This window comes from Psychrobacter sp. T6-1 (assembly GCF_052258445.1).
The window spans coordinates 1-1,754 of sequence record NZ_JBQQFC010000403.1 but is presented as its reverse complement, the minus strand read 5'-3'; the positions used below and the strand labels follow the sequence as shown (position 1 = coordinate 1,754).

2 protein-coding genes and 1 pseudogene are annotated in these 1,754 nt (G+C 43.3%); all 3 read left to right on the top strand.

Annotated features, from left to right (window positions below):
• The first annotated feature begins 155 nt into the window (after positions 1–155).
• Positions 156–1,223 (top strand): MFS transporter, encoded by a 1,068-nt coding sequence (locus ACTXGO_RS13250; protein ID WP_443574849.1) that lies wholly within the window; start codon positions 156–158, stop codon positions 1,221–1,223.
• Complete coding sequence (locus ACTXGO_RS13245; RefSeq protein ID WP_443574848.1) at positions 1,216–1,386, top strand: hypothetical protein; 171 nt, start codon at positions 1,216–1,218, stop codon at positions 1,384–1,386. Before ACTXGO_RS13250 ends, ACTXGO_RS13245 begins: the two co-directional genes overlap by 8 nt.
• An 83-nt stretch (positions 1,387–1,469) precedes the next feature.
• A pseudogene (locus ACTXGO_RS13240) lies at positions 1,470–1,754 on the top strand (cytosine deaminase); the annotation flags it as partial.

Sequence of the window (1,754 nt, the reverse complement as noted above, 5' to 3'; positions counted from 1 at the left end):
AGGGTTTTAATAAATCCCTTATGGTATAGTTGAATTAGATAGTAAATAGATTGATTATTTATATTTATACGGACGTTTGAATTTTCTACGGATGGATATGTCATTAGAAGGGCATGCAATGACCTTTTGAAACCTTTAGTCAACTAGGAGAAGATGTGTCTAGTCTTTCAAAAGCTAATCAATCAAAAGACGAGCTATCAAAAAATAATAATGTCGGACAGAACCCTATTTCTTGGTTCATCTTTGGCCTTATGGCCAGTGTTACTTTTATCGGTATTCTCTCAGAGCTGATGCCTTCTGGTATTTTGCCGCAAATGACGGTAGGTCTTGGTATCGAACAGACCCAAGTCGGATTTTTGGTTGGTATCTATGCGCTCGCATCAGCGATTTTTGCTATTCCGCTCATCAGTATGACGCTGTGGGTGAATAGGAAGATTCTACTGCTAATGCTACTGGCAGGTTTTGCGGTCTCCAATATCGTCGTCGGGCTCACTTCATCTTATTCGCTTATTGTTGCCATGCGTATTCTGGGTGGTATTTGTGCTGGTATTATGTGGCCGATGATAGCTGCCTACGGTACCGCGCTTGTGCCAGAGAATATGCATGGTAAGGCAATCACTATCATCATGGCAGGTAATACCTTTGGTGTGAGTTTAGGTCTGCCGATTATGACCTTTATCGGGACGCAAGTGGGCTGGCGCACCTCCTTTATCGTACTCGGTGTACTAGGCGGGGGTCATTGCGCTATTGGCGATGAAGTTTTTACCTTCGGTAAAGGGCGAGAAACTGACGCAAAGCAATTCCCCAATAGCCGTGCTAAAAATACCTGGCGTTTGGATAGTCCTAGCCCTTACTTTCTTGGCAGTCGTTGCTCATTACAGTACCTACACTTACATTACCTTATTGGTAGAAACTATCGCCTTTACTGGCGGCATCAGCTTAGCCCTGCTGATCTTCGGTATCGGTTCTGTCATCTCAGTCATACTATCCGCCAAGATTATCGATACGCACCTGCGCGGTTTGATCGTCAGTATGCTGGCTTGTGGTGTAATAGCTATGGGGTTATTCGTCTTCTTCAGAGGAATGAATGGCTTCTCGCATTTTGCCTTTTTACTATGGGGACTAGCATTCGGACCTTTGGTAACGATGTTCCAAACAGCAGTCAGTCACCAAGTCACCGAAGCAAAAGCTGTCGCGACTTCCGTACAATCAAGTGTGTTTAACTTCTCAATTATGATTGCCACTTGGCTTGCTGGCTTGATTTTGGTGCATATGCCAGAGACAGGCGTCTTAGGTATTGTGTATCTATCCATTCTTTGTTTCGTTCCTGCCATCATCATTACCTTTATCTCTAAGAAAACATTGGATGCGCCTACTGTCGGGTAGCGTTCAATGAAGTAGCTTTTAATAAAATAATGTTCGATCAGCAATTTCAATCAATAATTATTTAATAATAATAGGAGTTTGTCATGATTAAGTTTACCAATGCCAATATCTATCGCAATAGCGATGCTACTGAGATTTTGGTTAAAGACGGTGTTATTCAGCAGATTGGTAAGGGCTTGCCTGCTGCCGAAGAAGAGATTGATCTCAAAGGTCGTTTGATCGTACCGCCTTATGTAGACTCGCATCTGCATCTTGATTATGTCCACACTGGCGGCGGCGATGATGCCAAGAACGCCACAGGTACCTTGTTCGAAGGTATTGCTCGCTGGCACGATGTCAAAAAGACGCAAACTTTTGAAGATGCTAAA